This is a genomic window from Cryomorphaceae bacterium 1068 (assembly GCA_027214385.1).
In the GTDB taxonomy this organism is placed as follows: Bacteria; Bacteroidota; Bacteroidia; order Flavobacteriales_D; family Cryomorphaceae; genus JAKVAV01.
In genome coordinates this window covers 61,524-83,947 of sequence record JAPVXR010000010.1, presented here as the reverse complement: position 1 = coordinate 83,947, position 22,424 = coordinate 61,524, and the positions used below count along the sequence as shown (strand labels likewise).

The 22,424-nt window shown below is 44.1% G+C and carries 24 protein-coding genes; 13 read left to right on the top strand and 11 right to left on the bottom strand.

Going from position 1 to position 22,424, the window contains the following annotated elements; all coding sequences use genetic code 11:
• Positions 1-70: 70 nt before the first annotated feature.
• From O3Q51_12855 to O3Q51_12845, 3 genes are all read right to left on the bottom strand, one after another.
• Positions 71-1,594, bottom strand: coding sequence for an ABC-F family ATP-binding cassette domain-containing protein (locus O3Q51_12855; GenBank protein MCZ4409705.1), 1,524 nt, complete (start codon positions 1,592-1,594; stop codon positions 71-73).
• A 101-nt stretch (positions 1,595-1,695) separates the two neighbouring features.
• Positions 1,696-3,192 carry a glycosyltransferase family 39 protein gene (locus tag O3Q51_12850; GenBank protein MCZ4409704.1) on the bottom strand — a complete coding sequence of 499 codons (1,497 nt, stop codon included), beginning with the start codon at positions 3,190-3,192 and terminating at the stop codon, positions 1,696-1,698.
• Positions 3,193-3,330: 138 nt separating this feature from the next.
• Positions 3,331-3,612 carry a GNAT family N-acetyltransferase gene (locus O3Q51_12845; GenBank protein ID MCZ4409703.1) on the bottom strand — a complete coding sequence of 94 codons (282 nt, stop codon included), beginning with the start codon at positions 3,610-3,612 and terminating at the stop codon, positions 3,331-3,333.
• A 460-nt stretch (positions 3,613-4,072) separates the two neighbouring features.
• Between O3Q51_12845 and O3Q51_12840 the strand changes: the two genes are divergently transcribed.
• Complete coding sequence (locus tag O3Q51_12840) at positions 4,073-4,420, top strand: SdpI family protein (protein MCZ4409702.1); 348 nt, start codon at positions 4,073-4,075, stop codon at positions 4,418-4,420.
• A 94-nt stretch (positions 4,421-4,514) separates the two neighbouring features.
• Here O3Q51_12840 and xseB read toward each other — a convergent pair whose 3' ends face one another.
• Genes xseB through O3Q51_12825 form a run of 3 tightly spaced genes read right to left on the bottom strand, consistent with a single transcriptional unit; the run spans position 4,515 to position 6,501 of the window.
• Positions 4,515-4,712, bottom strand: a complete 198-nt coding sequence (gene xseB, locus O3Q51_12835) for an exodeoxyribonuclease VII small subunit (protein ID MCZ4409701.1) — start codon at positions 4,710-4,712, stop codon at positions 4,515-4,517.
• A complete protein-coding gene (gene xseA, locus O3Q51_12830) occupies positions 4,705-6,114 on the bottom strand; it encodes an exodeoxyribonuclease VII large subunit (GenBank protein ID MCZ4409700.1) in 1,410 nt (469 codons plus the stop codon). The genes xseB and xseA overlap by 8 nt, the downstream gene beginning before the upstream one ends.
• A gap of 3 nt (positions 6,115-6,117) precedes the next feature.
• Positions 6,118-6,501, bottom strand: a complete 384-nt coding sequence (locus O3Q51_12825) for a response regulator (protein MCZ4409699.1) — start codon at positions 6,499-6,501, stop codon at positions 6,118-6,120.
• Positions 6,502-6,618: 117 nt separating this feature from the next.
• On the opposite strand from O3Q51_12825, the gene O3Q51_12820 reads away from it, so the two are divergent.
• From O3Q51_12820 to O3Q51_12770, 11 genes are all read left to right on the top strand, one after another.
• On the top strand, positions 6,619-7,272 hold the full coding sequence (locus O3Q51_12820; protein MCZ4409698.1) for a Crp/Fnr family transcriptional regulator: 654 nt from the start codon (positions 6,619-6,621) through the stop codon (positions 7,270-7,272).
• Positions 7,273-7,336: 64 nt separating this feature from the next.
• Positions 7,337-8,143, top strand: a complete 807-nt coding sequence (locus O3Q51_12815; protein ID MCZ4409697.1) for a sulfite exporter TauE/SafE family protein — start codon at positions 7,337-7,339, stop codon at positions 8,141-8,143.
• A 73-nt stretch (positions 8,144-8,216) separates the two neighbouring features.
• Complete coding sequence (locus O3Q51_12810; GenBank protein ID MCZ4409696.1) at positions 8,217-9,626, top strand: MBL fold metallo-hydrolase; 1,410 nt, start codon at positions 8,217-8,219, stop codon at positions 9,624-9,626.
• Between the two features lie 53 nt (positions 9,627-9,679).
• Positions 9,680-10,003 (top strand): rhodanese-like domain-containing protein, encoded by a 324-nt coding sequence (locus O3Q51_12805; protein ID MCZ4409695.1) that lies wholly within the window; start codon positions 9,680-9,682, stop codon positions 10,001-10,003.
• 94 nt (positions 10,004-10,097) lie between these two features.
• On the top strand, positions 10,098-10,655 hold the full coding sequence (locus O3Q51_12800) for a YeeE/YedE thiosulfate transporter family protein (protein MCZ4409694.1): 558 nt from the start codon (positions 10,098-10,100) through the stop codon (positions 10,653-10,655).
• A complete protein-coding gene (locus O3Q51_12795) occupies positions 10,655-12,058 on the top strand; it encodes an OprD family outer membrane porin (GenBank protein MCZ4409693.1) in 1,404 nt (467 codons plus the stop codon). Before O3Q51_12800 ends, O3Q51_12795 begins: the two co-directional genes overlap by 1 nt.
• Before the next feature lie 2 nt (positions 12,059-12,060).
• Entirely contained in the window at positions 12,061-12,474 is a 414-nt protein-coding gene (locus tag O3Q51_12790) for a YeeE/YedE thiosulfate transporter family protein (protein ID MCZ4409692.1), read from the top strand.
• A gap of 452 nt (positions 12,475-12,926) precedes the next feature.
• A complete protein-coding gene (locus O3Q51_12785; protein MCZ4409691.1) occupies positions 12,927-13,346 on the top strand; it encodes a hypothetical protein in 420 nt (139 codons plus the stop codon).
• Positions 13,347-13,502: 156 nt separating this feature from the next.
• On the top strand, positions 13,503-14,588 hold the full coding sequence (locus O3Q51_12780; protein MCZ4409690.1) for an efflux RND transporter periplasmic adaptor subunit: 1,086 nt from the start codon (positions 13,503-13,505) through the stop codon (positions 14,586-14,588).
• 22 nt (positions 14,589-14,610) lie between these two features.
• Complete coding sequence (locus tag O3Q51_12775) at positions 14,611-17,772, top strand: efflux RND transporter permease subunit (protein ID MCZ4409689.1); 3,162 nt, start codon at positions 14,611-14,613, stop codon at positions 17,770-17,772.
• Positions 17,772-19,202, top strand: a complete 1,431-nt coding sequence (locus O3Q51_12770) for a TolC family protein (GenBank protein MCZ4409688.1) — start codon at positions 17,772-17,774, stop codon at positions 19,200-19,202. The genes O3Q51_12775 and O3Q51_12770 overlap by 1 nt, the downstream gene beginning before the upstream one ends.
• A 95-nt stretch (positions 19,203-19,297) precedes the next feature.
• Here O3Q51_12770 and O3Q51_12765 read toward each other — a convergent pair whose 3' ends face one another.
• The 3 genes from O3Q51_12765 to O3Q51_12755 all read right to left on the bottom strand — a co-directional run bounded on the left by O3Q51_12765 (position 19,298) and on the right by O3Q51_12755 (position 20,873).
• Positions 19,298-19,588, bottom strand: coding sequence for a DUF551 domain-containing protein (locus O3Q51_12765; protein ID MCZ4409687.1), 291 nt, complete (start codon positions 19,586-19,588; stop codon positions 19,298-19,300).
• A 10-nt stretch (positions 19,589-19,598) separates the two neighbouring features.
• Positions 19,599-20,312, bottom strand: coding sequence for a class I SAM-dependent methyltransferase (locus O3Q51_12760; GenBank protein MCZ4409686.1), 714 nt, complete (start codon positions 20,310-20,312; stop codon positions 19,599-19,601).
• Positions 20,313-20,489: 177 nt separating this feature from the next.
• On the bottom strand, positions 20,490-20,873 hold the full coding sequence (locus O3Q51_12755; protein ID MCZ4409685.1) for a VOC family protein: 384 nt from the start codon (positions 20,871-20,873) through the stop codon (positions 20,490-20,492).
• Between the two features lie 149 nt (positions 20,874-21,022).
• Between O3Q51_12755 and O3Q51_12750 the strand changes: the two genes are divergently transcribed.
• Positions 21,023-21,604, top strand: coding sequence for a tRNA-(ms[2]io[6]A)-hydroxylase (locus O3Q51_12750; protein ID MCZ4409684.1), 582 nt, complete (start codon positions 21,023-21,025; stop codon positions 21,602-21,604).
• On the opposite strand, the gene O3Q51_12745 is transcribed toward O3Q51_12750, so the two are convergent.
• Together O3Q51_12745 and O3Q51_12740 are read right to left on the bottom strand one after the other, a co-directional pair.
• Positions 21,601-22,020: a thioesterase family protein gene (locus O3Q51_12745; protein MCZ4409683.1), complete on the bottom strand. Its 420-nt coding sequence runs from the start codon at positions 22,018-22,020 to the stop codon at positions 21,601-21,603. The two genes, O3Q51_12750 and O3Q51_12745, sit on opposite strands and share 4 nt — an antisense overlap.
• Entirely contained in the window at positions 22,020-22,418 is a 399-nt protein-coding gene (locus tag O3Q51_12740) for a hypothetical protein (protein MCZ4409682.1), read from the bottom strand. Before O3Q51_12740 ends, O3Q51_12745 begins: the two co-directional genes overlap by 1 nt.
• Positions 22,419-22,424 lie beyond the last annotated feature (6 nt).

Sequence of the window (22,424 nt, the reverse complement as noted above, 5' to 3'; positions counted from 1 at the left end):
AGAAATTTTCGTGAAAGATACGCATCTGTCTCAGCAGAAGCTCGGATTTGAGATCGAAAAGAAAAACTGATTAAATCTTTACCACTCGATTGGTCACGGTCTCTCGCAACTTTTGGTCATAAGTGGTCATAACGATCATCCCGGGAAAATCGATAAGCGCATTGTTGAGTGCTGTGATACTTTCCAAGTCAAGGTGATTGGTCGGTTCATCGAGCATCAATAGGTTCGGCCCGGCAAGCATAGCTTTTGAGAGCATACATCGTACCTTTTCACCTCCACTCAATACGCTGCACTTTTTCAGGGTTTCCTGTCCTGAGAAGAGCATTTTCCCTAAGAATCCTCGGATGTATAGCTCGTCTTTCTCAGTTGAGTATTCGCGCAACCAGTCGATCAGGTTGTCGTTGCTTTTGAAATAGTCGTCATTGTGACCCGGCACGTAGCCAGGACTGATTGTCAATCCTAGTTCAAATTCACCGGCATCGGGCTTCATGCGGCCATTGATAATCTCGTAAAAAGCCGTTGTAGCTAAACTGTTGTCACTTTCCAGTGAAATCTTTTCACCTTTTTGAATGTTGAGGTCGAAGTTTTCGAAAAGGGGTTTTCCATCCAAGTATTTGGTGAGACCGCGAACATGAAGAATCTGATCTCCCGCTTCGCGCTCCGGGTTGAAAATGATGGCAGGGTATTTCCTGTTGCTGGGCTTGATGGTATCTACGTCGATTTTTTCCAAAAGCTTTTTACGGCTCGTGGCCTGCTTCGACTTGGATGCGTTTGCGCTAAAGCGCGAAATGAATTCCTGAAGTTCTTTCTTTTTCTCCTCGGCCTTCTTGTTCTGGTTTGACCTTTGGCGCAAAGCCAATTGGCTACTCTCGTACCAAAAGGTATAATTACCTGTGTACATGCTGATTTTGCCAAAGTCAATGTCGGCGATGTGTGTACAAACGGTATCCAGGAAGTGACGGTCGTGAGATACGACGATCACTGTATTTTTGAAATCGAGTAAGAAGTCTTCCAACCAGTTAATGGTTTGAGAATCCAAGTCGTTGGTAGGCTCATCAAGAATAAGTACATCGGGATTTCCAAAAAGCGCTTGTGCCAAAAGCACACGTACTTTTTGTTTTCCCGTAAGATTTTTCATCTCCATATAGTGGAGATTCTCATCGATACCAAGACCTGAAAGAAGAGAAGCAGCATCGCTCTCAGCATTCCATCCGTCCATTTCGGCAAATTCGGCTTCCAGTTCAGAAGCTTTCATACCGTCTTCTTCAGAGAAATCAGGCTTGGCGTAAATCAATTCCTTCGCGTTAATGATGTCCCAAAGCTCTTTGTGGCCCATTAAAACGGTATGCAAAACAAGATTTTCATCAAACGCTGAGTGCTCCTGCTTTAGGACAGCCATACGTTTTCCTGATTCGAGGTGAACAGTGCCTGTGTTGGCATCGATATCACCCGAAAGAATTTTTAAGAAGGTAGACTTTCCTGCTCCGTTAGCGCCAATGACACCATAGCAATTATCCCCATTGAATGAGATATTCACATCATCGAAGAGTATTCTTTTCCCGTATTGAAGACTTACATTCTGTACTTCCAGCATAGCCGATCTATTTTAAAAGGGCCGCAAAGGTAGCAATTTGTAGCGGTTTATGTAAGCCCTGCTGTTCAAGTCATCCACGAAACCGCAGCAATGCATCGGCTTCACTTTTTCTTGTACAGTCGGAACTTATCGTTGGAAAAGACACTGACGACATCGCTGGGATGTGCTGCTAAAAACTCCTCCATCGGTTGATCGGATAGCTCGGTGCATTGAAGGAGGTAATTCCATTTTAAGTCTCGGAGCTGGTTTTCCGTTGTTTCCAATTCTCCGAAAGTATACAACGCAAAACTCCCTCTTTGGGAGTAAAGTCCCAAAACCCGAGGCTTATTGAACACCACAACTTCATCAGGACCAGTCGACTGATTGATGTATTGGAATAGCTCTTTAGCTTGGGTTGTCTGTGGTCCGTAGGTTTGATTGGGGTAATGGTCTATGACAATTTCAACTTCGCGTTCGTAGGTGAGATAAACGCAGTAGCACACCACTAGGTACACAATGGGCTTTCTGACTCGAATGTCCAGCTTGATGGATTGGAAACCCATCAAGATGTATTTCATCGCGATGGGAAATACAGGAAGTACATACCTAAACCCTTGGGTGTAAACGGGAAATACAACAACGACTCCCATGTACATCATGAAGAAATAATCAGTGAAGTCGGCTTTATTCAGTAAGCTCTTGATCAGCCCTATAACCATCATTACCACTACAAAGGCCTCAAGAAGAATGCTCAGGAACTGCCATTTATCGGCATCGGGGTTGAACACTTTTTCTAGCTCCAAAAAGTAATACTCCAGTCCTTCCCGAATTTGATCACCGATTTCATTAGTTACAAACAGATCTGAAAAGAACGAAATGGATTCTTGCTTGGCGGGATAAAGAAGTACGCCAAAAATAAAGTAGACACCCATGCATCCTAAAATCGTGACACCTATTAATAATCCATGACGGATTATGTGCTTTTTAGTAAAATCGCCTGATCTCATAATGCCGACAGCCTGATCCAAAATTATGGACGCTAAAAGTAGGATGCCGATGGGCCGCATGAGCATCGAAAACCCTATGAGAAGGCCAATGATTCCATAAGGAAGGAAGCTTTTTAGTTTGGCATGTTTGGAATACAGAACCAGGCAGATACAGATGATCAAGGCAAAAGGTAGGTCGGATAGAACCTCGCCTTTGAACCGCAGCATCTGCGGCGTATAGGCAAAGATCAGCACCGCGATCAGAGACTCGACGACTCCGAAGCGAGATGAAAGGAAATAATAAGATGAGATCAGGTAGAGCGCAAAGACTGCTGTGATGAGGTATAAAAAGGCGAGAATGTTATTTCCGAAGAAAATATAAACAGGTGCGAGAAGCATTGGAAACCCGACGCCATATGAAGGCGGAGATAGATAGAGGTGATAGGGATTGAAAATGTAGAGGGTATCGCCTTGAGGTATTCCTTTTACCAGATTGATCGCTTGCTGAATATACTGGGCAAAGTCTCCACCCCAGTCGTGGTAGGCGTCTAGATTGATGCCAAACAAAGGAATCAGAGCAAGAATCAAAATGAAACCTACTAAGTTTTTCTGTGAATAAAGTTGCTTAATCATCTGAATGTCTACAATCGAAGAGGCGCAGCTAAGATAGAGAAATCGCGAATCAATGCGTGGTGCTCATCATCCTAGATCAATTATATGATTCGACCGTGATTGACCGATCTTAAGAATGTGAACATGAAGTAAACGAGTTTATCTCATTACATCTTGGATCGAAGTATCTTTTTGAAATTCACTTCGAGCGTAGGGGCAGAGCGGTAAAATTTTAAAGTTTTCATCCCTTGCTTTTTGTACCATCGCATCTAGCAATTGTCGCCCGAGTTGCTGCCCTCGATAGTGCTCGTTAACGTCAGTATGATCGATTATAATGAGCTGGGGTGATGCTATCGAAAAAGTCATTTCGGCTGCTCTTTTTCCATCGTCTTCCAAAAAGGCTGAGCCTTTCGTTACTCCTTGTTCTATTTTGAGTTCCATCTTTTTTTTCGCAAAATAGGCAGCCTTATCAAACAAAAAAAGCACATCAACTGATGTGCTCAAAAATATCTTTAAAGGGGTTATTATCGCCTTACGCGATCTTTAGAAAGTCGATCCATTATTTCCTTTTTCAGTGAAGGAGAAATTGATAATGCTATGCTAACGAGCAGTTTGTGCTTGCCATTCAGGATTGCTTTCTCAATAGAAGGAATCATTAATTGGTTGATCGCGTTTTTCAACATATTGAATTGTTACTTCTTCACTAAATCAAACGACAAGTTAGGTCTTTTGTTTTGTGTAACTCAAGATACAGCATAAAATTTTTAAAATCAATTGTATGATCAATGAATACGATCAGTTGTATTGTTTTGGGGCGCATAAAGATGAACTAGTCCGTTAAGGTGTTGATCCATTCATCTTGCTTCAATTTTATTCGGATTGGATCATTTACATTCGGCACATGGAGACTCTAAATCCGATAGCGCTTATCCCAATTGTGGTTTCTCCTATTTTTGTAATAGCCGGACTTTTTTTGGTTTTTCCTCCACCAAGGAAGGCCATCTATTTCTACGGTTACCGGACAAAGCGATCAATGAGAAATCAAGAGAGTTGGGACTATGCGCAACCAAAGGCAGGTAGGCAATTGGTTTACCTCGGTATGGCATATTTTTGCACCTCGTTCACCAATTTCGTTATAGATGGGATTTCGCCTGGGGCAGTCACGGCCATTTCTTTAGGGCTTCTCATTATCGGAGTTTTGATGCTCTTCCGAAGAATGGAAAATGAACTTCGAGATAAACTTGACTAGATCAGTCTTTATAAAAAAACAGAATAGCCTAGTCTTTCGGCCAATCAATCAGATATGGTCTTCAGACTTTTCTAGGGATTAGGAAAGTTGGCTACTAGTTTTCCAAATCTTTCAGAATATTCTCGACATCTTTTTCCGTGCTGCTGAGTACTGCTCGACAGCTCTTGATCAAAACTGCCGCTCTTTTCACCTTTGTGCTCAGTTCGTCTACAGAGATGCTTTCATCTTCTATATCCTTGATAATCTCTTCCAATTCCAATAATTGGTCTTCGTAAGAGTCTTTTTTAGCCATTTGATTTCTTTTTTACCGTTGACGTGAACTCACCTTTTTCCAGTCGGGTGGTCACTTCATCTCCCTCGACTAAATCAGTACTCGAATTTACTGCTTTTCCATTCTTCAGTGTAATGCTGTATCCTCTTTTCAAAACGTTTTGAGGATCGAGAAGTCTCAGCTTATCTTCCAAATGAATCAATGTATTGGTCTGGTTATCGCAATATGTGGGAGTATTGTTTTTTAGCTGTTTTGAGGCAGATTGAATTCTGTCCTTTTCAATGCGGAGAAGGCTTTCTGCTGATTGATTGAGTTTCAATGGAAGACGAAATGCTAATTTTTTATTCTCCTCGGTCAACCCCGATTTGACGGATTGCTCGAGTTTTCTCCCCGTTTGTCTCAGATTGGTATAGGCATCATTTAGGCGCCCCTTAGATTTTCTGTCTAATTCTTCGGTCATACCATCTAGTCGACTACTTAGAAGGGGTACAACTTGTTTGTTGACACGCTTAAGTTGACTTACAGCACGATTAAGGCGCTGCTCGAAGTCAGTATATCCATCTATAATGAACTGCGCCAATGCTGTGGGGGTGATCAAGTTTTGGTGACCACACATTTCCACGACTGTCAAATTGGTGCTGTGACCAATACCGGTTAAAGCCGGGATGGGAAAAGTTGCCACCAGTTTTGAAAGCTCAAAACTGTCATAGCAATCCATACCCGTATCTCCGCCACCTCCTCGTATTATCGCCACAGCGTCAAACCGTTCATGGTGCAATGCAATTTTATGTAGTGCTTTTGAGATACTAAGTACAGCAGCATCACCTTGTAATTTAGCGGGGAATAGCTTTCGCTCAATCTGAGAGGCGTACTTGCTTTCTTCGATGGTTTGTGAAAAATCTCTCCATCCCTTACTCGTCTCAACAGATATAACGGCCAATCTTCCGATCAACTTTGATAGCGGTTTTTCCTTGTTGAGGCTGAAGATGCTTTCCGCTTTTAGACGTTTTATCGCTTCTGATCGCAATCTGGCCATTTCCCCTAAAGTGAAGGAAGCGTCGATATCTGAAATGTAAAGCGAGAGACCGTATTTCGGGTCATAACTCACTCGGCATAACAACAATACTTCCATGCCATCCGACAAAGGCTTGCCCGTTTGATTGCGGAAATTTTGGTCAATTTCTTCGTAGGCATTTCGGAACAAGAACCCTCGAATTTCGGCGACGATTCTTCCATTTTTCTTTTCGACTAATTCCGGATAGCAATGTCCGCTTTGAGGGTAGTAATTGAGTTTATTGATTTCTGCCTTAATCCAATAAGCGGTTTGGTAAGTTTTTTCGATTTGAAGCTTAATGTTCTGAGTCAACTCTAATAAGTTGTGCGCTTTCTTGACTTCTCTTCTTCTTCTTTGAGTTTGCGACATTCCTTACTTCAATCGTTCCAGGATGTGACCATTTACAGGTTTTGTAATGAGCTCCATCACCATTGGGTGGGTGCGCGCTTTGGTCTCGTCATCGGGGTTAAACGTTGCTGACAGCAGGATGATATGTTTTCTTTTCTGAATACTAGGATCGATCTGCTTGTAGCTATCCATAAACTCCCAAGCGTCGATTTCAGGCATTTCCACATCCAAAAAGATGTATTCAGGGGCGCCTTGATCCCACGAATACTCTGTTTTGAAGAAGTCCAAGGCTTTTTGAGGTTGCTCGAAGGTGATTATTTGCTTCGCGAAGTCGTTCTTTCTCATCATAGTTTCAGTAACCAAAATTGAGATGGAATCATCATCTATAATGATAACGCTGTTCAGCATAAGGGAGGATCGTCGTAGTTATTTCTAATGACAAATTTAGTTTTTTTTCAGTGTCATTGTCATACTCGAAAACCCTCATTCAAACCTTTATATTTGCACTTTACCACTTATAGAAATATGATCACTACAGAAAATTTATTCGCAGCTCGTTTCGATCAATTAGAACCTGCTCTGAAAGAGGAAATTCTTGCAACCGCTACTGAAAAAGAAGTGGAAGCCGGAACAACTCTGCTTAAAGCCGGTAGCACCATAAACAGCACTATGTTGGTGCTTGATGGAAGGTTGAAAGTTTATCGGGAGGATAGCGAAGGGCATGAATTTCTCATCTATTTTCTAGAATCTGGTAGCGCGTGTGCCATGTCAATCATGTGTGCGGCAATGGATGAGAAAAGTCAAATAACTGTTGTCGCAGAAACCGATGTCACTTTGCTTTCAATTCCATTTGATTCTACCCGTAAGTGGCTCAATGGCTACCCATCCTGGGATGAATTTATTTTGAGGACCTATCGCTCTAAAATGGATGAGTTGCTTCAGGTATTGGATAATATCGCTTTCAGAAGTATGGATGAACGGCTCGTGTTTTATCTTAAACGAATGACTGAGGGACGTTCCAATGTATTGCGTATCTCTCATCAAGAGGTAGCGCGAGATCTTAATTCAGCTCGAGAAGTGATTTCCCGTTTGCTCAAAAAGCTAGAGCAGAGAGGAGTTGTAGAACTTCACAGAAACGAGATTCGAGTGATCAATTTGGACTTTGTTTCTGCAGTGTGACGCGAATCACGTCCGAAGCTTTTCTTTCTGCTGACCTTTGCACCTTCAACGAGCACAAAAAGGTATGTTAGAAATATTCGGATACATCGGGGCATTATTCATTGGACTTTCGCTTGGTCTTATTGGTGGTGGAGGTTCTATACTTACTGTTCCCGTTTTGGCTTATCTGTTTGGTTTTAGCCCTGTGATGGCTACGGCCTACTCACTTTTTGTTGTAGGTACCACTTCTTTAGCGGGAAGTTATTCTTTTTACAGACGTGGTTTGGTTAGTCTCAAAACCGCAATCGTTTTTGGAATTCCTTCCATGGCAATGGTTTACGCTACCAGAGCGTTTATCGTTCCTGCTATTCCCGATTCGCTCATCACAATTGGTGATTTTGAAGTGACCAAAGGCATTCTTATTATGGTACTTTTTGCTGCCTTGATGGTTTTTGCTTCATTTAGTATGATCCGAGGAAGGAAAACACCTGCTACTGATGAAACAGCTGAGCCGGTAAAACAGAAGTTCAATTATCCCGGTATAATTCTCGAAGGTGTTGTAGTCGGTTTTCTTACGGGGTTGGTAGGCGCAGGAGGTGGTTTTCTCATCATCCCCGCACTGGTTATTTTCTCCAAGTTAGATATGAAAATGGCAGTCGGAACATCGCTGCTCATCATTGCTGCCAAGAGCCTATTTGGATTTTTAGGTGATATTTCAAACTACGATATCGAATGGAGCTTTCTCCTCATATTCACGGGTATTTCAGTTGTGGGCATATTTATCGGCAGCACTTTATCTAAGAAAATTGATGGGGATAAATTGAAAAAAGGTTTTGGATATTTTGTTTTAGTCATGGGGGTCTACATCATGGTGAAGGAGTTGTTCTTCTAATGTAAAGTAGACAACGTTTTTATGAGAGTGGAAAAGCGAACTTTGTAGTTAAATTAAAATTAAGAATTGTAGAATGAAAGTCGAACAAATCTATACAGGCTGCCTTGCACAAGGAGCCTACTATATTGAAAGTGAAGGAGAAGTAGCAATCATCGATCCGCTCCGAGAGGTGCAGCAATACATCGATAAGGTTGAGAAAGAGGATGCAAAAATCAAATACATTTTTGAAACCCATTTTCATGCAGACTTTGTGTCAGGTCATGTCGACTTGGCTAAAGCAACGGGGGCAACTATAGTATATGGTCCGAACGCTGTTACTAAATTCGACACGCACGTCGCCAAAGACGGTGAGGAATTTACGATCGGAAAGGCTCGAATCAAAGTATTACACACACCTGGTCATACATTAGAGAGCACGACTTATTTGCTCTTGGATGAGCAAGGAAAAGAGTCTGCTATCTTTTCGGGAGACACCCTCTTTTTAGGGGATGTTGGTCGTCCTGACCTTGCTGTAAAATCGGACTTGACGCAGGCCGAACTTGCGGCAATGCTTTACGACTCTCTCCGCAATAAGATTATGACGCTGCCCGACGATGTGATTGTTTATCCTGGCCATGGAGCAGGTTCAGCATGTGGAAAGAATATGCGTAAGGAAACCGTTGGATCGATCGGAGAAGAGAAGGAGACGAATTACGCTCTCCGCGAGGATATGGGCAAAGAGGAATTTATAAAAGAGGTGACGGAAGGATTAGCACCACCGCCTTCGTACTTCCCGAAAAACGCCTTGATGAATAAGGAAGGATACGAGAGTATTAATGAAGTTCTCGATCGTGGACTGCAGGCGCTCAGCCCTGGAGGTTTTGAAGCAGCAGCCAATGAAACAACGGCTTTGATGCTTGACACAAGAGATCCTGAGACTTTCGCCAAAGCTTTTATACCCAATTCGATCAACATCGGAATTGACGGAAATTTCGCCCCGTGGGTAGGAGCCCTGATTCCCGATATCAAGCAACCCATTTTACTCATTACCGAAAATGGGAGAGAGGAAGAAACTGTAACGCGACTGGCCCGTGTCGGATACGATCACGCGATTGGATACTTGAAAGGGGGTATTGAAGCATGGAAAAATGACGGCAGAACGGTCGATTCGATCGAGAGCATTTCACCGAAGAAATTCGAAGAGATATACAAGTCAAAGAACCCGTTGGTTATTGATGTAAGGAAGCCAAGCGAATTTGAAGCTGAACATGTTAAAGATGCCAAGAACTTGCCGCTTGATTTCATAAATGATAACATGCAATCCTTTACACAAGATGAGCCGCAGTACATTCACTGCGCAGGTGGATATCGGTCTATGATTGCATCATCGATATTGAAAGCCAGAGGTTTCGAAAACGTTATCAATGTTCAAGAAGGTTTTAAAGGAATTTCAGAAACAGACGTTCCAAAGACGGAATATGTCTGCCCTTCTACATTGAAATAAAAAGAGGGAGTCAGAAAATGACTCCCGTTTAGTTAAACTTAAAATAAGCAACGATGTCTATTTTCTCATTTACTAAAAAGTCACTCACTGATTTGAGTGCGGAGGATTTTAAGTCCAATATGGATAAAGATCCTAAAGCTCAACTTCTCGATGTAAGAACGTCAGGAGAAGTTGCCGAAGGAAAAATCGGCGATGCAAAAAACATCGACTTCTTCTCGCCCAACTTTCGTGATGAGGTGAAGAAGCTTTCCAAAGACAAGAACTACTATGTTTACTGCCGAAGTGGAAATCGCAGCGGACAGGCCGTTCGTTTTATGGAAGGTGAGGGATTTACAGCCTTCAATCTAAAAGGCGGTGTAATGTCATGGCCTTATTAGAGCCCATTTTTGAATTTATTTATTCGTCAAAGACCCAAGTACAACTTTTCGTACTTGGGTCTTTGAACTAAACTAACAAACACAAAGATTTATGCTGGAAATGTTGAAAGATCCTTGGCCGTGGTACACTTCGGGTGCTGTGATTGCTTTGGTAATGCTGATACTGATTTACTTCGGGAAATCATTTGGTTTTAGTTCCAATTTTAGAACGATTTGTGCCCTTACAGGAGGAGGAAAACAATGCGAGTTCTTCAAATTTGATTGGCGCTCGCAGCGTTGGAATCTCCTCTTTTTGGTCGGTTCGATTATCGGTGGATTCATCGCTTCGACTTGGATGAATAACGGCGAAGGGGTAAAGATCTCTGAGGCCACAAAAGCCGATTTGGCAGAATTGGGATTGAGTGCTCCTGAAGGAATGCAGCCAACTGAGATTTTCTCTTGGAGTTCCTTGGCTGATCCATCCGGCTGGATACTATTGGTGCTGGGTGGATTTCTTGTTGGTTTTGGTTCTCGCTACGCCGGGGGTTGTACTTCGGGGCACGCAATTAGCGGACTTTCCAATCTCCAGCTACCGTCTTTAGTCGCCGTGATCGGTTTCTTCATCGGAGGCTTGTTTTCAACTTTTGTTTTATTGCCATTGATCTTAGGATAATGAAGCGGCTCATTTTGTCCATATTGATCCTCATCTCTGCGGTTCCTATGATGGCTCAACACCATCAGGATCATCCCTCCAGAGTGGATAGCTCTCGAGTACGCGAGCAGATCCATAGCTTGAGGGAATTCTTTACCCATGGACATTGGGGAGGTCATGTTCGCAATTATTTCATGCTGACTGACCATACCGGGCCTTTTGATACGCAATATGCCAATGCAATCGGTATGCGAATCGATTTTCGAACAGCCAGATTCAAAGGCTTTGAGTTGGGAATCGGTGGGATTTTTTCATTCGACTTGTTCAGCAGTGATTTAGACGTGAAAGACCCCATAGCAGGGAGATACCCTGCTTTTGAGCTTCAACTCTTTGATGTGCAAAATCCTTCCAATAAGCACGACTTGGATCGATTGGAAGAGCTTTTCCTGGCCTATCACTTTGGCAAATCGGTTGTTTCTTATGGGCGGCAAGTAATTGAAACACCTTTTGTTAACCTAACGGATGGTAGAATGAAACCGTACGCTTTTCAAGGCTTAACGATGGAATTCAATGAGATTAAAAATACTCGGATCAACGCTATGTGGATCACCCATGTCTCTCCGAGAAGCACTGTTGAATGGTATTCTTTAGAAGAATCCGTAGGTATCAGTGCTGAAGGATTTACACCTGAAGGAGACACTGCTCACTATCACGAGCACATTTCCAGCAGTGGCTTGGCCATCTTGGGATTCGAGCATAAGTTTAACTCACATTTGAAAGCCTCAGGTTGGTACTATCACGCTCACAACCTTGTAAGTACTTTTTACGGTAAGATTGAAGGCGAGACTCCCTTGAGTGAAAATGTCTCCATTTACGGAGGTATTGAAGCAATGCTGCAAGATAAAATTGGCGAAGGTGGGAATGAGGATGAGGATCATTCCTATGTGAGTTCAGGAGATCGTTCCAAAGGAATTGGGGGGCAAGCAGGAATTAAGTACAAAGGTTTTGATCTAAGTTTTAATGCCTTAACCTTAAATGATCAAGGTCGTTTTCTCTTTCCAAGGGAGTGGGGTAGAGAGAACTTTTTTGCTACCGTATCTCGCGGTAGGATAGAAGGTACGGGCAATGGTCAGCTCTATGATATTCGTTTGAAAAAAGACTTTAGCGATCGCCTTTCGGCTAAAGTAGATTACGTCCACTATGATGGCCCCGGTTGGGATAATTACGAGTACAATAAATACGGCATAGCCGACTACGATCAGCTGAACTTGGAGCTGTGCTACCATTTTCACAACTGGTTTGAAGGCTTGGATATTCGTCTTCTTTACGTCCATAAGCAAGCTCAAGAAGACGTGCCATCTGAGATTGTTTACTATCAATCTAATTACAATCACTTTAACATCATTACGAACTTTACATTTTAAATATGAAAGCAATCAAATACGTACTGGCAGGAATCCTTTTTGGAATCGTTATGACGAAATCTGAAGCCATATCGTGGTACAGAATTCAGGAGATGTTCCGATTTCAAGCATTCCACATGTACGGCATTATCGGTACGGCTGTCATCATAGGGGTAATCGCCCATATGATAATCAAAAAGATGAGCCTGAAAGACATTGCCGGAAGGCCCATTGTATTCAACGATAAGGCAAAAACGTGGAGACGTTACATCATCGGTGGAACCATTTTCGGAATGGGCTGGGCCCTCACAGGAGCTTGTCCCGGTCCCATGTTTGTCAACTTTGGTTACGGATATATGGTCTTCATCGTAGTTATTACTGCCGCTGCTCTGGGTACATACGCTTACGGAGCTCTCTTAAAGCGACTGCCACACTAAAATTAGTGGTGGTCATCCTTTTTTTTGGCTGATTTTTTTCGCTTAAATATTTTTCGATAGATAGATTATTGAACCGGTCTTTTACATACCTTTATATAGGTATTTCAAACTATTGAATGCCTTAATATCTCTAACGATTACTGAGATGGCAAAAGAAAAAAACATCCAAAAGAATAGCGCCAAGAAAGCCCCCGTTAAGTCTATGATGGAAAAACGCGCTGAAAAAAAGGCCAAGAAAAACGCAAAAGGGAAGTACGACTAGTTAGTCACTTTATCCTACTTACTGAAAAAAGAATTGAAACGGAGCCACAAGCTCCGTTTTTCATTTGAGTAAATCTAAGGAGCACTTTAGTATGATCTAAAATCATTTTAAGAAACTTTAAATATTCCTTGGCGTAATTCAAAGAAATAGCTTGGACGTCATCTAAACTTGCTCTAATTTCGCACTCAGAATGACCAAAATTTGCCTCAGGCCTCTTTTCGTTTTATGCGTTGCTTTCATAAGCAGCTTTATTTCTTTTGCTCAATTTCAGAGCAATGAGAATGGAGGAAGAGACTTGGCATCTGCTCAAGAAGTTTTAGGTGATGTTTCCGCGAGTCATTCGACCAATCTTACATCTGCTTACCTCCATCCATCAAAAAGCAATGGAGTTCACTTTCATCACGCAGACGTTGCTGATGTCGAAGAAGAGGAGACCGAAGACGAAAAGCGGAGCCCTCTTTTTCTGACGAACATAAGCGTCTTCTTTAAGGCTTGTAGCTACCTTATTGCCTCTTCACACGCTACTTACATTACGCTTTTGCACCTCACCGATGCATCTTCTGCCGTCACTACGAGCAAGTGCATCCTCTTCGAGGTATTTAGAATTTGATCCTTTTTTGATTTAGTGATTCTGTTCCTCTCAACTCCCTGTTGAAGAGAAGAATCCTATTCGGCTATTTGGCGATTTCTCGCTAAAAGAGCATTTCCAAACACATACATATTTCATTAACTCAAGCAGCTCAGACTGCTTTTACAAGTACTGGTTATGAAGAATAAAATTCTCATGCTTATTGGCCTCTGCGCCGTGTTATTTCAAGTAAGTTGCGATCACGAAGAACACCACGAAGAAAGAAAAAGTGAATTCTTGGTGTCCTCGCCCTTGCGAAAAGACACTTCTCTTGTGGTAGACTATGTCTGCCAAATCAAGTCCATTCGTCACATAGAATTGATGGCTCAAGAACGCGGTTACCTCACTGAAATATTTGTCGACGAAGGGCAAACCGTCCAAAAGGGACAACTTCTTTTTCAAATCATGCCCAACCTTTATGAGGCCGAAAAGCAAAAGGCTCAAGCAGAAGTCAGCTTTGCCGAGATAGAATTCAAAAACACCAAAAAGCTCGCCGACAGCAACGTGGTAGCACCAAATGAATTGGCTATGGCTCAAGCAAAGCTCGACCATGCCAAGGCTGAATTGGCTTTAGCCCAAGTTCACTTGGACTTTACCAAAATACGAGCGCCGTTTGATGGAATTATCGATCGCTTTCACGTCAGAGAAGGTAGCTTGTTGGAAGAGGGTGACTTGCTCACCAATCTTTCTGACAACAGCAAAATGTGGGTGTACTACAATGTGCCCGAAGCCGAATACCTCGACTATCAAGCGCAAGTGAAGAGTGATAGTCTTATTCGAGTAAGCCTGAAGCTCGCCAACAACAAAATGTTTCCACACGAAGGAAGAGTTGAAACCATTGAAGCCGACTTCAATAACGAAACGGGGAACATTCCTTTCCGCGCCACTTTCCCAAATCCCGAGCGATTGCTTCGCCACGGTGAAACGGGTAGTGTTCAGATGCACGTGCCATTCGAGAATGCCTTGCTCATACCTCAGAAAGCAACTTTCGAGGTTCTCGACAAGAAATTCGTATACACCATTACGGATGAGGGAGTGGTCGTTCCGACTGAAATAGTCGTTGCCGCTGAGCTGCAGCATCTCTTCATTGTTCAGGAGGGCTTGGATGAAAACGATCGAATTCTCCTTGAAGGACTGCGTCGCGTCAAGGCGAATGACGAAATCTCCTATCATTTTGCCAGCCCCGATTCGGTGATCAATCATCTCAATCTATACGCTGAGTAATTCAGTTCTAAAAAGAAAAGATATGTTTCAGCGATTCATACACAGGCCTGTTTTGGCCATCATCATTTCGGTGATTATCGTATTTGCCGGATCATTGGCTATCCGCCAATTGCCGATTTCACAATTCCCTCAGATTGCACCTACCACGGTAAGTATATTCATTGCCTATCCTGGTTCGAGCGCTGATGTATTGGTGAAATCCACACTGATCACCCTCGAAAACTCCATCAATGGGGTACAAGGAATGCGGTACATGGCTACCGATGCCACGAGTGCAGGAGAGGCCACATTAAACATCATTTTCGAACCGGGCACCGATCCAAACCAGGCGGTAATTCGAGTCAAAACGAGGGTCGATCAAGTAATGCCCTTACTTCCTGAACTGGTGCAGCGAGAAGGGGTAATCATTACTCCCATTCAGCCGAGTATGTTGATGTACGTCAACCTCTATTCGGAGGATGAAAGCATCGACGAGAAGTTCCTTTACAACTATGCCAATGTCCACATGATTCCCGAAATCAATCGGATAAAAGGAGTCGCAAGGGCCAATATCCTGGGAAGTCGAACCTACGCTATGCGCGTTTGGCTCAATCCTGATCGGATGCGAGCCTACGACATTTCCGTAGAGGAGGTCATGGAGGCCCTGCAAGAGCAGAGCATCATCGGACGTCCGGGTAGAATCGGTCAAAGTTCGGGAATTGAAGCTCAATCTTTGGAATACGTTCTGACTTACAAAGGGAGGTTCAACAAACCCGAAGAATACGAAAGGATCATCATTCGAGCCAATGCCGAGGGAGAAAGTATTCATTTGGCTGATATAGCGACGGTTGAACTGGGTAGCGAATTCTTTGATATCTACTCGAATCTCGATGGAAATCCTTCTGCGGCAATAGTGCTTAAGCAGAACTACGGAAGTAACGCCAGTGAGGTAATTGAAGAAGTGAAAGCCAAGCTCGAAGAGATGAAAGAAATCTTTCCTCCCGGAGTGGACTACAAAATCAGCTATGATGTCTCAAAGTTTTTGGATGCCTCGATGGAGCAGGTCTTGCACACGTTGCGCGATGCCTTTCTCCTGGTGGCTTTGGTAGTTTTCCTCTTTTTGGGAGACTGGCGTTCGACCCTGATCCCGATTCTGGCCGTTCCCGTTTCACTCATCGGAGCCTTTTTCGTCATTCAGTTTTTTGGCCTTTCCATCAACTTGGTCACCTTGTTCGCTTTGGTGTTGGCCATTGGTATTGTGGTCGATGATGCCATTGTTGTCGTCGAGGCCGTCCACGCCAAGATGGAGGAAGAAAACCTGACACCTTATAAAGCCGTGCAAAAGGTACTCAGGGAAATTACCGGTGCCATCATTGCCATTACCATGGTAATGGTTTCGGTGTTTATCCCGATTGCTTTTATGAGTGGGCCTGTCGGTACATTTTACCGTCAGTTTTCCATTACCATGGCCAGTGCCATTGTGATTTCGGCAATTATTGCCCTCACACTTACGCCCGTTCTCTGCGCCATGTTACTCAAGAACAACCACGGAAAACCGAAGAAAACCAACTTGCTCAGCAGAGGACTGGATTCCTTCAACAGCGGATTTGATAAACTCACCGGGCGCTATGTTTGGCTCTTGCGTTCCATCGTCAGCAGAAGGTGGGTTACGTTTACCGTGCTCATCGTTTTCGGGTTAGGAATAGTTTTCGAAAACAGCATCCTGCCATCAGGGTTTATTCCCAATGAGGATCAGGGAACCATCTACGCGATCATCCAAACTCCTCCGGGTGCCACGCTGGAGAGAACCAATCAGGTAGCTCAGGAACTCCTCGAGATCTGCGAAGAGTTTGAAGACGTCGAGTCTGTCTCATCATTGGCGGGTTACGAAATCATGACGGAAGGTCGTGGTTCCAATGCCGGGACTTGCCTCATCAACCTCAAACCTTGGTCTGAACGCAAGCACGGCGTAAAGGAGATCATGGAAGAACTCGAGGAAGAGTCAAAAGATCTCGGCGCCATCGTCGAGTTCTTCGAACCACCGGCCATACCCGGATTTGGTTCGTCGGGTGGTTTCTCGCTGCGGCTCCTCGACAAGGGAACCACCACCGACTACGAAGAGTTTGACAAGATCAATCAACAGTTTTTGGCCGATCTCAGCGAGCGACCCGAACTCACTGGTCTGTTCACTTTCTTCGCTGCCAATTATCCGCAGTACGAGTTGGAGATCGACAATGAACTTGCCATGCAGAAGGGGGTATCCATTGGCAAAGCCATGGAAAACCTGAACATTTTGATCGGAAGTACCTACGAACAAGGGTTTATCCGATTCGGGCGCTTCTTTAAAGTTTACGTTCAGTCCGATCCCCAATTCAGAAGGCTACCCTCGGACGTGTTGAAGCTCTTTGTGAAAAACGACCACGGAGAAATGGTTCCTTATTCCGCCTTTATGAAAATGGTGAAGAAGCAAGGCCCTAACGAGATCACTCGTTTCAATATGTACAATTCAGCGGCGATTCGCGGACTGCCGGCAAAGGACTACACAACGGCTGATGCCATTGCGGCCATCACCGAAGTAGCTGAAACTACTTTGCCGAAAGGCTACGACATCGCATGGGAGGGACTCTCATACGATGAAGCAAACAGAGGAAACGAAGCGCTGTATGTTTTTGCGATTGTATTGATTTTCGTCTACTTCGTTCTGTCTGCACAATACGAGAGCTTTATCATTCCGCTTTCGGTTGTGTTCTCTCTCCCGGTTGGGGTATTCGGTTCCTTCTTCTTATTGAAAATGATGGGACTTGATAACGATATCTACGCGCAGATCGGACTCATCATGCTGGTGGGACTCTTGGGTAAAAATGCCGTGTTGATTGTCGAGTTTGCCGTTCAGAAAAGGCAGCAAGGTTTGTCGATTCTCGAGGCTGCCATTGAGGGAGCGAGGGTTAGATTCCGACCAATTTTAATGACTTCATTCGCTTTTATCGCCGGTTTGATTCCGCTTATCATTGCCACAGGTGCAGGAGCCATTGGAAACCGAACCATCGGAGCATCGGCTCTCGGTGGAATGCTTTTCGGAACCATTTTCGGGGTGGTCATTGTCCCCGGGCTCTACTTCATTTTTGCCTCTTTGGCGGATGGAAGGCACTTGATAAAAGATGAAGACGAATCGCCTTTGAGCGAAGAAAAACAAACAGAGAACTGATGAAAAAGATGATCAAATATTTGATAAGACTCGGTGTATTGGCTTTGATTTTTTCGTCTTGCCAAACACCCGAATCGCTACAGAAAACGGTGGACAGAACTGTCCCCGACGTTTATCAAGCTAGCGGAGATACTATCAATACTGCGGATGTTTTACGAGCAGATTTCTTTGCCGACCCATACTTGCAGGCACTGATAGACACGGCTCTCGAAAACAATCAGGAACTTCAAATCACTCTGATGGAAATCCAGATTGCCAATTTCGAAGTCGGTGCAAGACAGGGAGAGGTTCTTCCGTCGGTTGGACTCGGAGCAGGAGCGGGCTTGGATAAAACCGCCCGCTACACGCCACTAGGTGCCAATGAAGCGACCACGGATATCAGACCCGGAACGGAAATGCCCGATCCGGTTCCGGATCTCTTTGTTGGAGCTTTTGCCTCTTGGGAGGTGGATATTTGGAATAAACTACGCAACGCAAAGAAGGCTGCATTCAGTCGCTACTTGTCGAGTGTGGAAGGACAGAATTTCATGGTTACCAATCTGGTTTCAGAAATCGCCAATACCTACTACGAGCTGCTGGCATTGGATAGCCAATTGGAACTCGTCCGACGAAACATTGAAATCCAAACCAATGCTTTGAACACAGCGCGCCTTCAGAAAGCCTCTGCCCGAGCTACAGAGTTGGCCGTAAAAAGGTTTGAAGCTCAGTTGCTCAAGACCAAGAGCATTGAATTTGAACTCAATCAGCAGATCGTGGAAGCCGAGAATCAAATCAACTTTCTCGTTGGAAGATTTCCGCAGAGAGTGGAACGAAATTCCTCTCCATTTCTGGATTTAGATCTCTTCGATGTTCAAGCGGGTATTCCCGTGCAATTGCTAGAAAATCGTCCCGACGTCCGAGGAGCTGAAATGCGAATGACGGCGGCAAATTTGGATGTGAAGTCGGCCAAAGCACAGTTTTATCCCACGTTGGACATTACTGCCGCGATTGGATTGAATGCCTATCAGCCTGATCTATTATTGAAGACGCCCGAATCTATGCTGTTTTCGCTGGCGGGAGATTTGGCCGCGCCGCTGATCAATCGAAAAGCCATACAGGCGGCATTCCAAAGTGCCAATGCCCGTCAAGTTCAGTCCATATACGACTACGAGCAAACGCTTTTGAAAGCCTACATCGAAGTAGTCAATCAGCTTTCCAATTTGGAAAATTTGGATCAATCGTATGCTTTGCTTTCAGATCAAGTGGATGCGCTGAATGAGTCCATCGATATTTCGAATACGCTCTTCAAGTCGGCAAGGGCTGATTACATGGAAGTATTGCTGACCCAAAGAGATGCACTCGAGTCTACATTCGATTTGATCGAAACCAAGAAGCGTCAATTGAATGCTCGAATAAATATGTATCGATCTCTCGGAGGAGGTTGGAAGTAATGGTTGTTTGAAAAGTGTTTCTTTTTCTGTCGGGGGCAATTCTCTCGGCAGAAAAGGGCCTTTTCATTTATAAAAATCGGCTACTAAAAGGTCAGCTAAATCATTTTTTCTACCTCTCCGCCAGGCCCTTCAGGTGCGGGCATCCAATGAGAAACTGCATCAAAGTATTGATTGCTTTGGCCTTCGCCAAGCCAAAAGTGAGGGCCAAATTTTTCTCGCTTCGGGTTCTTTGGTCCGAAAAAGTCTTTAGCGAATCGCAAGAAGATAACGGGTAGCAGTTTTGATTGACCCGTTTTTCCCGGCAGGTAGACTATATTCTTCGGTAGAAAGGCCAACACGCGTTGGTTGTCTTCGGGGAGCTGCTCGCTGATTGAGATCCATTCCATGACCTCAAAGCTACTCGATTCGAAAAATCATGCAATGCTGCCAAGGCAGATTTCCGATGTTTTTGTCGAGATAAAATCCCGAAGCCTCAAACTCCTTGACCGCTTGTTCTTCCGTCATCTTGTGCACCGTTTTGATCGGTACCCAGTCGTCTTCTCTTCGGTATTCGATGAGGTAGATGGCTCCATCGGGTTTCAATGCTCGCTTCATCGACTCGATCATTTCCCGTGGAAAGGAGAACTCGTGGTACACGTCGACCATCAGAATTTTGTCGACTGAGTTGGGAAGGAGGTTGGTGGTTTTTTCTTCGCCTTTTATGAGTTCCACATTTTCGACTCCATCTTCTTCGATTTTCGATTGCATCACATCGAGCATTTCCTTCTGAATGTCTACCGCATAGACTTTTCCCTCCGTGAGTTTGGGAGCAATTCTAAAAACGTGGTATCCCGATCCCGCGCCGATATCGGCTACCACATCAGTGGGTTGGAGGTCGAGGTTTTTGAGAAGTTTAGAGACGTTTTCTTCCTCCTCGCGCTCGGGTCTTTCGAGCCAATCCATGCCGTGAAAGCCCATCACATAAGCGATCTCGCGACCCATGTACCATTTCCCCGTTCCGAATTGGTCGCCTGATTTGAGGGTGTAAACCGTATCCGTTTCATTTTGCCCCGAGCTCGGGCTACAGCCAATGACGAAAAAGAGGATGAAAAAAAGGAATGTGTTTTTCATGATATTGAAACACGCGAAAAGGCAATCGGTTTTTGAAGTGGTATAGGGTATGGAGTATTGGGTATTGACAATGGTTGCTCTAAATGACAGCCCTGCTTTCTCGATACATCCCGCTCCGTTCCTCCGCGTGACACTCGAAATGACAGCGCTTTTCACTGAACACTTCTTAACTGCTCACTAACTTTTCGCGTCTTCCCAAATCTCAATAAAGTTCCCTTCAGGATCATTCGTCCAGGCAAATTTTCCTTCGTCGTGGGTTTCAGGGCCGCGGACCTCGACTTTGTTTCCCTTCAGCTTTTCTAGGGTCTCATCCAGGTTTTGCACCCTTAGGTTTATCGTGAAGAATTTTCCATCTACGAAAGGGCGGTGTTTGTTGTAGAGGATCGAAAACACGGTGTAGCTTTCCTCTTTTCCGTCTTTCGTCGTGTAGGGAAACGAAACGTAATAGGCTTTGTAATCTTCGGCGTACTCGTACTCTATTTCAAAGTTCTTGTTATACCAGTCTGCCAGGTACTTCGGGTTTTCAGAATAGAGAAAAATGCCTCCGAGGGTCGTTTTCATAGGTGGTGGATTTGAGCGTTGCAGTCGAACTGCACTTGACCAAAATACAGATTTGCAAGTCGTTTCCCCACCATTTGGCAATCAAAGAATGAACACCGCTTGGTCGATTGATGCGAAATGGAGATTTTTGTACCCACAAAACTCAAGGAATGCTAGGCTTAAAACTTCCCACTGATCCAAGGTGGGTGAATATCGTGGAGAAGAACATCGACCAAATCCTTATAGATCATGCATGGTGCGAGCAGAAGGCTGCAACGATGGCCATCACGCTGATTACTCGATTTCCTGAATACCCTGATATGGTCAAGGAATTTACGGCGTTGGCAAAGGAGGAGATGGAGCATTTTGCCATGGTACATGAAAAGCTGACGGAGAGAGGATTCAAATTGGAATTTGAAAAAAAGGATGCTTATGTGAATGATCTGCGAGCCTATAGTAAAAAAGGAGGTAGCCGTCAGAATCAGTTGGTAGAAGCACTCTTGGTATCTGCTATGATCGAGGCCCGCAGCTGTGAGCGATTTCGATTGCTTTCCGAGCAAATCAACGATGAAGACCTGCGCAAATTCTACCGAGGCTTAATGGCCAGTGAAGCCCGCCACTACACCCTTTTCCTTCGCTTCGCACGCAAATATGGCGAAGGCATTGACGTGGATGCACGTTGGAATGAGTACTTGGAATTCGAAAGTACCTTAATGGAAAAGTACGGGAAGAAGGAAACGATTCATGGTTAGGCCGTAGCCTTGTCTAAATCTGCTTCAAATACTCTTCTCCACTCTTCGGGGATCTCGATGGATTTTTGCGTCCGATTGTTGAAACAGACACCCTTGGACTTTCCTGTGGTACAAAGTATATTTTCGTCCTTTACTTTCTTGTAAATGCGGTAAGACACTTCAAAGCTCTTCGTTCCGATCTGTGAAATCCATAATTCGATAAACGCCTCATCAGTGAAAAGAAGCGGTAGCTTGTATTCCACTTCATTGGTTGCTAGAAGGTAACCGCTTGTTGCCCAATCCCAATTTTTCCCGATTTGATCTTGAAACCAACGAGATCGTCCTTCCTCAAAATAGGTGATGTACACGGCGTTATTCACGTGTCCGAACGCATCTAGATCATTGAATCGGATGTGCAGTGGAAATGTTTTATGCATCAAGTTGTAGGGTTCATGATGACACTGAATACCATAATACTATTCGGATCACGATCATAAAACAACTTGTCCAATGCCGATTGAACATTCTTCGCACTAAAGTAAGACGTGTTCAATACGTCCTCATCCGTTCGTCTCCACTGAATGGTGTACGAACTTTCTTTGTCCTTGTAATTTTTGACGTATTTCAGCATCTTCTTCATCACGTCCACCTTGTCGTAGCCTTCTTCGTCGTGAAAGAGAAAGGACTGATTGTGACGTGGGTTCAAAGTGACCAAGTGCAATAAAGTCTTGCCGTTGGTCTCGGAAAAATTGAAAATTAAACTGTTCGGGCCTAATCCGATGTACTGTTCGATTTCGCGTTGGGTATTAGCGATTTCGATGTTCTTGTCTGTCATTGTGCT

Bases quoted from the DNA above. Each gene is read 5' to 3' on its own strand.
- O3Q51_12845 (MCZ4409703.1), bottom strand. From the start codon at position 3,612: ATGGAACTCAAAATAGAACAAGGAGTAACGAAAGGCTCAGCCTTTTTG.
- O3Q51_12840 (MCZ4409702.1), top strand. From the start codon at position 4,073: ATGGAGACTCTAAATCCGATAGCGCTTATCCCAATTGTGGTTTCTCCT.
- O3Q51_12785 (MCZ4409691.1), top strand. From the start codon at position 12,927: ATGACCAAAATTTGCCTCAGGCCTCTTTTCGTTTTATGCGTTGCTTTC.
- O3Q51_12750 (MCZ4409684.1), top strand. From the start codon at position 21,023: ATGCTAGGCTTAAAACTTCCCACTGATCCAAGGTGGGTGAATATCGTG.
- O3Q51_12740 (MCZ4409682.1), bottom strand. From the start codon at position 22,418: ATGACAGACAAGAACATCGAAATCGCTAATACCCAACGCGAAATCGAA.
- O3Q51_12780 (MCZ4409690.1), top strand. From the start codon at position 13,503: ATGAAGAATAAAATTCTCATGCTTATTGGCCTCTGCGCCGTGTTATTT.
- O3Q51_12755 (MCZ4409685.1), bottom strand. From the start codon at position 20,873: ATGAAAACGACCCTCGGAGGCATTTTTCTCTATTCTGAAAACCCGAAG.
- O3Q51_12825 (MCZ4409699.1), bottom strand. From the start codon at position 6,501: ATGCTGAACAGCGTTATCATTATAGATGATGATTCCATCTCAATTTTG.
- O3Q51_12855 (MCZ4409705.1), bottom strand. From the start codon at position 1,594: ATGCTGGAAGTACAGAATGTAAGTCTTCAATACGGGAAAAGAATACTC.
- O3Q51_12775 (MCZ4409689.1), top strand. From the start codon at position 14,611: ATGTTTCAGCGATTCATACACAGGCCTGTTTTGGCCATCATCATTTCG.
- O3Q51_12760 (MCZ4409686.1), bottom strand. From the start codon at position 20,312: ATGAAAAACACATTCCTTTTTTTCATCCTCTTTTTCGTCATTGGCTGT.
- O3Q51_12820 (MCZ4409698.1), top strand. From the start codon at position 6,619: ATGATCACTACAGAAAATTTATTCGCAGCTCGTTTCGATCAATTAGAA.
- O3Q51_12790 (MCZ4409692.1), top strand. From the start codon at position 12,061: ATGAAAGCAATCAAATACGTACTGGCAGGAATCCTTTTTGGAATCGTT.
- xseB (MCZ4409701.1), bottom strand. From the start codon at position 4,712: ATGGCTAAAAAAGACTCTTACGAAGACCAATTATTGGAATTGGAAGAG.
- xseA (MCZ4409700.1), bottom strand. From the start codon at position 6,114: ATGTCGCAAACTCAAAGAAGAAGAAGAGAAGTCAAGAAAGCGCACAAC.
- O3Q51_12745 (MCZ4409683.1), bottom strand. From the start codon at position 22,020: ATGCATAAAACATTTCCACTGCACATCCGATTCAATGATCTAGATGCG.
- O3Q51_12815 (MCZ4409697.1), top strand. From the start codon at position 7,337: ATGTTAGAAATATTCGGATACATCGGGGCATTATTCATTGGACTTTCG.
- O3Q51_12850 (MCZ4409704.1), bottom strand. From the start codon at position 3,192: ATGATTAAGCAACTTTATTCACAGAAAAACTTAGTAGGTTTCATTTTG.
- O3Q51_12765 (MCZ4409687.1), bottom strand. From the start codon at position 19,588: ATGGAATGGATCTCAATCAGCGAGCAGCTCCCCGAAGACAACCAACGC.
- O3Q51_12805 (MCZ4409695.1), top strand. From the start codon at position 9,680: ATGTCTATTTTCTCATTTACTAAAAAGTCACTCACTGATTTGAGTGCG.
- O3Q51_12770 (MCZ4409688.1), top strand. From the start codon at position 17,772: ATGAAAAAGATGATCAAATATTTGATAAGACTCGGTGTATTGGCTTTG.
- O3Q51_12795 (MCZ4409693.1), top strand. From the start codon at position 10,655: ATGAAGCGGCTCATTTTGTCCATATTGATCCTCATCTCTGCGGTTCCT.
- O3Q51_12810 (MCZ4409696.1), top strand. From the start codon at position 8,217: ATGAAAGTCGAACAAATCTATACAGGCTGCCTTGCACAAGGAGCCTAC.